Source organism: Actinophytocola sp. (genome assembly GCF_035712165.1).
In the GTDB taxonomy this organism is placed as follows: Bacteria; Actinomycetota; Actinomycetes; order Mycobacteriales; family Pseudonocardiaceae; genus DASYTH01.
In genome coordinates this window covers 1-7,318 of the sequence record NZ_DASTBH010000487.1, presented here as the reverse complement: position 1 = coordinate 7,318, position 7,318 = coordinate 1, and the positions used below count along the sequence as shown (strand labels likewise).

The window sequence follows — 7,318 nt, the reverse complement described above, 5'->3', positions numbered from 1 at the left end:
CTGCTCGCGCTGCTGGGTGTGACTGCGTGACCACCGAGCTCACCAGCGATCGGCTCGAGGTCCCGGCCGATCTGCGCGCGTTCTACGAGTACTCGCTCGCGCAGGGCTTCGGCGACGGCCTGCCGCTGTTCGCGCCGACCGAGGACGCGGTGCGCGCGCTGCTCGCGGGCGCCGGCGCCCCGAACGCGCTGACCTGCCGGGAGCGCGACATCCTGGCCTCGGTCGCGCTCGGACACTCGGTCCGGCAGACCGCGCAGACGCTCGGCATCGCGGTGAAGACGGTGCAGAGCGTGCAGCGCCAGCTGTTCTCCAAGCTCGGCGCCCGCAACCGGCTGGACGCGCTGAACCGGGCCCGGGACCTGCACCTGGTCAGTCGCTAGCGAGCAGCGCCGCGGCGACCGCCCCGTAGACCAGGTGGTCGAGCACCTGCGGGACAACGGGCAGCGCCCTGATCATCGGCAGCCGCCGGCCGGCCACGCCGAGATCGAGGGCGGCGATCGCCGCCCCGGCGAGAACTCCGTACCGGATGGCGTGCCGGGGCGGCAGCACCGCGGCCAGTGCCACGCCCCAGGCCGCGGACAGTCCGAAGTGGACCGGAACCGCCGCGGCGATCAGGCGGGTGCGCCGGGTCTGGCGGGGCAGCAGGATGGAACCGGCGGCGACCGTGGCCGCGAGCGGGTCGTCGCCGGTGGCCAGGGCGTGCAGGGTCGACGGAACACCGCTCACCAGCCCGGCGATCAGCCCGGCCCGCACGCCCCGCCGGATCACGCCGTACCGACTCCACCCCGGCCAACGTTGCGGCGTCGTCGTCCGGCCACCGCGCGACACTGGGTCAAGCCGCCCGGTAACGCCGCACGGCAAGCGGCACGAACACGGCCAGGATCAGCACCGGCCACACGATAGCCAGACCGAGGGCGTGTGTCGCGGCCCACGAGTCGCCGCCGGCCCCGGGGTTGCCGAACAGCTCGCGGGTCGCGGCCACCGTTGCGGACAACGGGTTCCACTCCGCGATCGCGCCCAGTCCGGCCGGCATGGTCTCGGGCGGCACGAACGTGTTGGCCAGGAACGCCACCGGCCACACCAGGATCTGCACGGCGACCACCGACTCCGGCCCCCGCACCACCAGACCCAGCCAGATGCCCACCCACAGCAGCGCGAACCGCAGCAGCAACAGCAGCCCGACCGCCAGCACGGTGGCCCCGAGGCCGCCGTGCGCCCGCCAGCCGATCAGCAACCCGCACCCGAGCAGCACCGCGAGGCCGAACACGGAGTGCACCATGTCGGACAGGCTGCGCCCGGCGACCACCGCGGACGGCGCCATCGGCATCGACCGGAACCGGTCGGTCACGCCGCGCGCCGCGTCGGTGCTGACCGCCACCATGGTCGTCTCGATGCCGAACAGCATCGCGGTGGCGAACATCCCGGGCATCAGGTACTCGCGGTAGTCCCCGCCGCCGGGCACCTCGATCGCCCCGCCGAACAGGTAACCGAACATCAGCACGACCAGCACCGGGAACAGCAGCGCGGCCAGCACCGGCCCGGGCTGGCGGGCCCAGCGGGCGAAGTCCCGCCGGGCGATCGTCCAACTGTCGGTCAACGCCCACACCATCATGCGTCCACCTTTCGGGTGATCTGCAGGAACGCCTCGTCCAGCGTCGGCCGGCGCAGCGCGATGTCCTCGACCCGGATGCCGGCGGTGTCCAGCGCCCGGACCGCCTCGGTGAGCGCCGCGACCCGGTCGGCCACCGGCACCCCGAGCCGGCGGGTGTCCGGATCGACGTCGGGCTCCGCGCCGGCCACCCGGGCGGCGATCGCAGCCGCCGCCGGCAGGTCGGCCGCGCTGCGCAGCACCAGGTCCAGCCGGTCCGGGCCGGCCACGGTCTTCAGCTGCTCCGGGGTGCCCTCGGCGATCACCCGCCCGGCGTCGAGCACCGAGATCCGGTCGGCGAGCTGGTCGGCCTCGTCGAGGTACTGCGTGGTGAGCAGCACCGTGGCCCCGCCGGCCACCAGGGTGCGCACCGAATCCCAGACCTCGGCGCGGCCCCGGGGGTCCAGGCCGGTGGTCGGCTCGTCGAGGAACAGCACCTCGGGTGCGGTGATCATGCCGGCGGCCAGGTCCAGCCGCCTGCGCATCCCGCCGGAGTACCCGGTGACCGGCTTGCGGCCGGTGCCGGCCAGCCCGAACCGGTCGAGCAGCTCGTCCGCGCGGCGGCCGGCCGTGGCCCGGTCGAGGTGGTGCAGCCGGCCGAACAGCTCCAGGTTCTGCCGGCCGGACAGCGCCTCCTCGACCGCGGCGTGCTGACCGACCAGCCCGATCCGGGCCCGCACCTGCCGGGCCTCGGCGACCACGTCGAGGCCGGCCACCCGGGCCCGGCCGCCGTCCGGCCGGGTCAGCGTCGCCAGGATCCGCACCGCGGTGGTCTTGCCGGCCCCGTTCGGCCCGAGCAGGCCGTGCACGGTGCCGGGTGGCACGGCCAGGTCGAAGCCGTCCAGCGCGGCCGTGTCGCCATAGCGTTTGCGCAGTCCATCGACGTGGACCGCGGGTTCCGTCGCACTCATGCCCATCCAATCGTACGCTGTACCGTACATGTTACGGTACAGCACTCGACTAGGGTATGGGCGTTATGACCGAGTACAGCGGCAGCGGCGACCCGGCCCGCAGCCTCGCCCTGCTCTGGCGGACCAGGGAGCGCGCCAGCCGCAAGGGCAAGCCGGAACTGAGCGTCGAGCTGATCGTGCGGGCCGCGATCGAGGTGGCCGACAGCGCCGGCCTCGCCGCGCTGTCCATGCGGCGGGTGGCCGAACGGCTCGGCGTGGGCACCATGTCGCTCTACACCTACGTGCCGGGCAAGGCCGAACTGCTCGACGTCATGCTGGACACCGTCTACGGCGAGATCGCCGCGCCGCCGGCCGAGCCGGCCGCCTGGCGAGCCCGGCTGGAGCACGTCGCCCGGGCGAACCTCGCGCTCTACCAACGGCATCCGTGGCTGCTGCAGGTCGCCACCAGCCGGCCGGTGCTCGGCCCGAACGCGATCGCCAAGTACGACAACGAGTTGCGCGCCATCGACGGGATCGGGCTGACCGACGTGGAGATGGACTCGGTGCTCACCCTGATCTCCGGGTACGTGCACGGCGCGGCCCGGGGCGCGGCCGAGGCGGCCGCCGCCGAGCAGCACACCGGTCAGACCGACGAGCAGTGGTGGTACGCCCATGCTCCGTTCCTGGAACGGATTCTGGACCCCGGTCGCTACCCCACCGCCGCCCGCGTCGGCACCGCGGCCGGCGAGCACCACCAGGCCGCCTACGACGCCGAGCACGCCTTCGAGTTCGGCCTGGCCCGGGTACTCGACGGAATCGAGGTCCTCATCGACTCGCGATGAGGACTAAGCTGCTGCAGCCACAACTGAACGAGACGGGGGTTCTCTCATGCGTTGGCTGGCAGTTGTCTTTGCGGTGCTTGTGGGACTCGGGCTCGCCCCGGCGGTCGCCACCGCCGATCCGGCGGCGCAGCAAGCGATCCGCCCGGTCCGGGCGTGCGGTGATCTGGTCGGCGACTACGCGATCCCCGGCAGCGCCGCCCATGTGACCGCGGCGAGCGTGGTGCCGGCTGGGGCCGAGCCGGAACACTGCGCGGTGCAGGGCTTCGTCGATCCGGCTGTGCGGTTCGTGCTCAACCTGCCCACCACCACCTACCGGGGCCGCTACCTGCAGTACGGCTGCGGCGGGTTCTGCGGCATGTTCTTCCCGACGCCGTTCCCCGACTGCGGTCCGAGGGTGGGTGACCTCGCCGTCGCCACCACCGACGACGGCCACGTCGGCCAGGGCCCGTTCCCGCCCGCCGACGGCAGTTGGGGAGCCGACGACCAGGCCGCGCGGGACGACTTCACCTTCCGCGCGCCGCACGTGGTCTCCGTGGCCAACAAGCGGATCATCGCCGCGTTCTACGGGGCGCCGCCGGCGGTCTCCTACTTCAGCGGCTGCTCCAACGGCGGCCGCGAGGCGCTGCTGCTGGCCCAGCGCTACCCCACCGACTTCGACGGCATCATCGCCGCCGCCCCGGGCAACGTCTGGACCGGGCTGATCGGCTACCAGGCCTGGATCGCCAGGGCGAACACCAACCCGGACGGCACGCCGGTGATCACCGCCGCGAAGCTGCCGGCGCTGGCGGCCGCCGTGCTGGCCGCGTGCGACCGCCTGGACGGTCTGGTCGACCGGCAGATCGACGAGCCGAGGGCCTGCCGGTTCGACCCGGCGACGCTGCGCTGCCCCGGCGCCGACGCGCCCACCTGCCTGACCCCGACCCAGGTCGAGGCCGCGCGCAAGCTCTACGCCGGGCCGACCGACGCGCGCGGCAACCGGCTCTACCCGGGCTGGCAGCCGTTCGGCTCGGAGCTGGCCTGGGACGGCTGGATCATCCCCAGCGAGTTCACCGGACCGCAGCCGCTGGCCACCGCGCTGGCCGACAACTACCTGCGCTACCTGGGTTATCCGATCGGCACGCCGCATTCCTCGCTGGACCGGTTCCGGTTCACCGTTGCCGAGCAGTTGCGGCTGCTGCCCGAGGGCGTGAAGGCCAACGCGATGAACCCGGACCTGAGCGCGTTCCGCCGGGCCGGCGGCAAGTTGATCATCTGGCACGGCTGGTCGGACCAGGCCATCCCGCCGGTGGGCACGATCGACTACTACGACCGGCTGGTCGAGAGGTCCGGCGGGCTGCGGGAGACCCAGCGGTTCGCCCGGCTGTTCATGGTGCCGTCGATCGCGCACTGCCAGGGCGGCGGCACGCTGACCGACTTCGACCCGATCCGGGAGCTGGTCGACTGGGTCGAGCTGGGCCGGGCCCCGGAGCGGGCCATCGCCACCGGCCGGGACGCCGCCGGCAACGTCACCCGCACCCGCCCGGTGTTCCCGTACCCGTTGCGGGCCAGGTACGACGGCGCCGGCAGCATCGACGACGCGGCCAACTTCGGGCCCAGCCGGCCGGCGCCCACCCAGGACCGGATCCACTGGGCGGGCGAGCTCCAGTACCGCCTGCCGGGGCCGGTCGCCCGGTAGGTGGAGGACCTCCGCAAAGCCGGGACGCCTTGTGGCGTCCCGGCTTTCGGCTAGGCCATTCGGGTGACGTGCGGTCTAGACCTTGACACAAAGTGGTCTAGACCACACAGTTTAGGGAGAAATCCCTGCATCCCAAGGAGACGTCGATGTCTCGGATCCGATGGCACCTACCGGCCGGTTTCGTGCTGGCCCTGCTTCTGATCTTCGGAATCCTGGTCGCGCCGAACCTGCCGACCGCCGCCGGAGCGGGCGGGGTCGGCGCGACCTTCAGCAAGTCCTCGGACTGGGGGACCGGATACGAGGGCAAGTACACGATCAGCAACGGCAGCACCGCCGCGCTGACCAGTTGGCGGGTGGAGTTCGACCTGCCGGCCGGACACCGGATCGGCTCGCTGTGGGACGGTAGCTATACCGCCACCGGGCAGCACGTGACCGTCAACAGCACCTGGAACGGCAGCGTGGGGGTCGGCGGTTCGGCCAGCTTCGGCTTCAACGTCGTGTACTCCGGCGCGTACTCGGCGCCGGCCAACTGCCGGCTCAACGGCGGCTCGTGCGACGCGGGCGGCGCCCCGCCGACCACCACGACCACCACCACCACGCGGACGACCACCACGACCACGACGACCACCACCAGCCAGCCGCCGCCACCGGGTGGCCGCAAGAACCTCGGCTACTTCGTGCAGTGGGGCGTCTACCAGCGCAACTACCACGTCAAGAACATCCACACCAGCGGCTCGGCCGCCAAGCTCACGCACATCAACTACGCCTTCGGCAACGTGACCAACGGGCAGTGCGTGATCGGCGACAGCTACGCCGACTACGACCGGTTCTACGACGCGGCGTCCAGTGTGGACGGTACGACCGACACCTGGGATGCCGGCGCGTTGCGCGGCAGCTTCAACCAGTTGCGCAAGCTGAAGCGGATGTACCCGAACCTGCGGGTGCTGTTCTCCTTCGGTGGCTGGACCTGGTCCGGCGGGTTCGGTCAGGCCGCGGCGAACCCGGCCGCGTTCGCCGACTCCTGCTTCCGGCTGGTCGAGGACCCGCGCTGGGCCGACGTGTTCGACGGCATCGACATCGACTGGGAGTACCCGAACGCCTGCGGCCTGAGCTGCGACAGCAGCGGGCCGAACGCGTTCCGCACCCTGATGCAGGCGCTGCGCGCCAGGTTCGGCTCCAACAACCTGGTCACCGCCGCGATCACCGCGGACGGCAGCGCCGGCGGCAAGATCGACGCGGCCGACTACGGCGGCGCGGCCCAGTATGTCGACTGGTACAACGTGATGACCTACGACTTCTTCGGCGCCTTCGCCCCGCAGGGGCCGACCGCCCCGCACTCGCCGCTGACCTCCTACGCCGGGATTCCGACCCAGGGGTTCAACACCGACGCGGCGATCCAGAAGCTGAAGAGCAAGGGCATCCCGTCCGGCAAGCTGTTGCCGGGCATCGGGTTCTACGGCCGCGGCTGGACCGGCGTGACGCAGAGCGCGCCCGGCGGGTCCGCCACCGGCGCCGCGCCCGGCACCTACGAGCCGGGCATCGAGGACTACAAGGTGCTCAAGACCCGGTGCCCGTCGAACGGAACCATCGCCGGTACCGCGTACGCCTTCTGCGGCAACCAGTGGTGGAGCTACGACACCCCGAGCACGATCGCCGGGAAGATGGCCTACTCCCGCAGCCAGGGCCTCGGCGGCGCGTTCTTCTGGGAACTGTCCGGTGACACGACCAATGGTGAGCTGATCACCGCGATCCGCAACGGCCTGTAGCCGGTAAGACCCGACCCCGGTCCGGTAGGCGTGCCGGACCGGGGTCGTTTCACAGGGCTGCGGCCAGTTGGCCGCGCACCAGCGCCGTCTCGGTGGCATCCAGTGCCGGCACGGTGAACCGGCCGGTGGTGAAGTCCGCCACGCCGCCGACGAACACCTCGCCCGGCACGCCCGGCCACGCACACGCGCCGGACGCCGGCACCGTGCCGCCGGCGAACCAGGCGTCGACCAGGGCGGCGACGTGCGCTGCCGCCCGCGCCGTCGGCGGCCGGCCGCCGGAGAACTCCGCCGCCATCAGCGCCGCGACCGCCAACCCCACCCGGGCGTACGGATCGTCCGCCGGCTCCGGCATCCGGGCGGTCAGCGTCGCCACCAGCCGTTCCGGCGCGAGCACCCAGTCCAGCCCGGCGGCCGCCGCGCACAGCCGGGCACACACCTCCGGCCACGGTTCCCCGGCCACCCGCCGGGCCAGGCCGGGAACCGCCGATAGCACCGGA

8 protein-coding genes are annotated in these 7,318 nt (G+C 72.5%); 4 read left to right on the top strand and 4 right to left on the bottom strand.

Translation table 11 applies throughout. The annotated features are described in order from the left end of the window. On the top strand, positions 1-380 hold a 380-nt coding region (locus VFO68_RS27720), incomplete at its 5' end, for a helix-turn-helix transcriptional regulator (protein WP_325161342.1). Here the strand turns inward: VFO68_RS27720 and VFO68_RS27715 are convergent. The 3 genes from VFO68_RS27715 to VFO68_RS27705 form a co-directional block, all read right to left on the bottom strand. Continuing rightward, positions 370-768: a hypothetical protein gene (locus VFO68_RS27715; protein ID WP_325161341.1), complete on the bottom strand. Its 399-nt coding sequence runs from the start codon at positions 766-768 to the stop codon at positions 370-372. The two genes, VFO68_RS27720 and VFO68_RS27715, sit on opposite strands and share 11 nt — an antisense overlap. A 64-nt stretch (positions 769-832) precedes the next feature. Further along, complete coding sequence (locus VFO68_RS27710) at positions 833-1,609, bottom strand: ABC transporter permease (protein WP_325161343.1); 777 nt, start codon at positions 1,607-1,609, stop codon at positions 833-835. After that, positions 1,609-2,559, bottom strand: coding sequence for an ATP-binding cassette domain-containing protein (locus VFO68_RS27705; protein ID WP_325161340.1), 951 nt, complete (start codon positions 2,557-2,559; stop codon positions 1,609-1,611). Before VFO68_RS27705 ends, VFO68_RS27710 begins: the two co-directional genes overlap by 1 nt. 65 nt (positions 2,560-2,624) lie before the next feature. Here VFO68_RS27705 and VFO68_RS27700 point away from each other — a divergent pair, with 65 nt between their 5' ends. From VFO68_RS27700 to VFO68_RS27690, 3 genes are all read left to right on the top strand, one after another. Then, entirely contained in the window at positions 2,625-3,380 is a 756-nt protein-coding gene (locus VFO68_RS27700; protein ID WP_325161339.1) for a TetR/AcrR family transcriptional regulator, read from the top strand. Between the two features lie 46 nt (positions 3,381-3,426). Continuing rightward, positions 3,427-5,055, top strand: coding sequence for a tannase/feruloyl esterase family alpha/beta hydrolase (locus VFO68_RS27695; protein WP_325161338.1), 1,629 nt, complete (start codon positions 3,427-3,429; stop codon positions 5,053-5,055). A 146-nt stretch (positions 5,056-5,201) separates the two neighbouring features. Further along, a complete protein-coding gene (locus VFO68_RS27690; protein WP_325161337.1) occupies positions 5,202-6,821 on the top strand; it encodes a glycosyl hydrolase family 18 protein in 1,620 nt (539 codons plus the stop codon). Positions 6,822-6,870: 49 nt separating this feature from the next. On the opposite strand, the gene VFO68_RS27685 is transcribed toward VFO68_RS27690, so the two are convergent. Then, the coding region (locus VFO68_RS27685; protein ID WP_325161336.1) for a hypothetical protein at positions 6,871-7,318 on the bottom strand (448 nt) is incomplete at its 5' end.

Bases quoted from the DNA above. Each gene is read 5' to 3' on its own strand.
- VFO68_RS27700 (WP_325161339.1), top strand. From the start codon at position 2,625: ATGACCGAGTACAGCGGCAGCGGCGACCCGGCCCGCAGCCTCGCCCTG.
- VFO68_RS27690 (WP_325161337.1), top strand. From the start codon at position 5,202: ATGTCTCGGATCCGATGGCACCTACCGGCCGGTTTCGTGCTGGCCCTG.
- VFO68_RS27705 (WP_325161340.1), bottom strand. From the start codon at position 2,559: ATGAGTGCGACGGAACCCGCGGTCCACGTCGATGGACTGCGCAAACGC.
- VFO68_RS27695 (WP_325161338.1), top strand. From the start codon at position 3,427: ATGCGTTGGCTGGCAGTTGTCTTTGCGGTGCTTGTGGGACTCGGGCTC.
- VFO68_RS27710 (WP_325161343.1), bottom strand. From the start codon at position 1,609: ATGGTGTGGGCGTTGACCGACAGTTGGACGATCGCCCGGCGGGACTTC.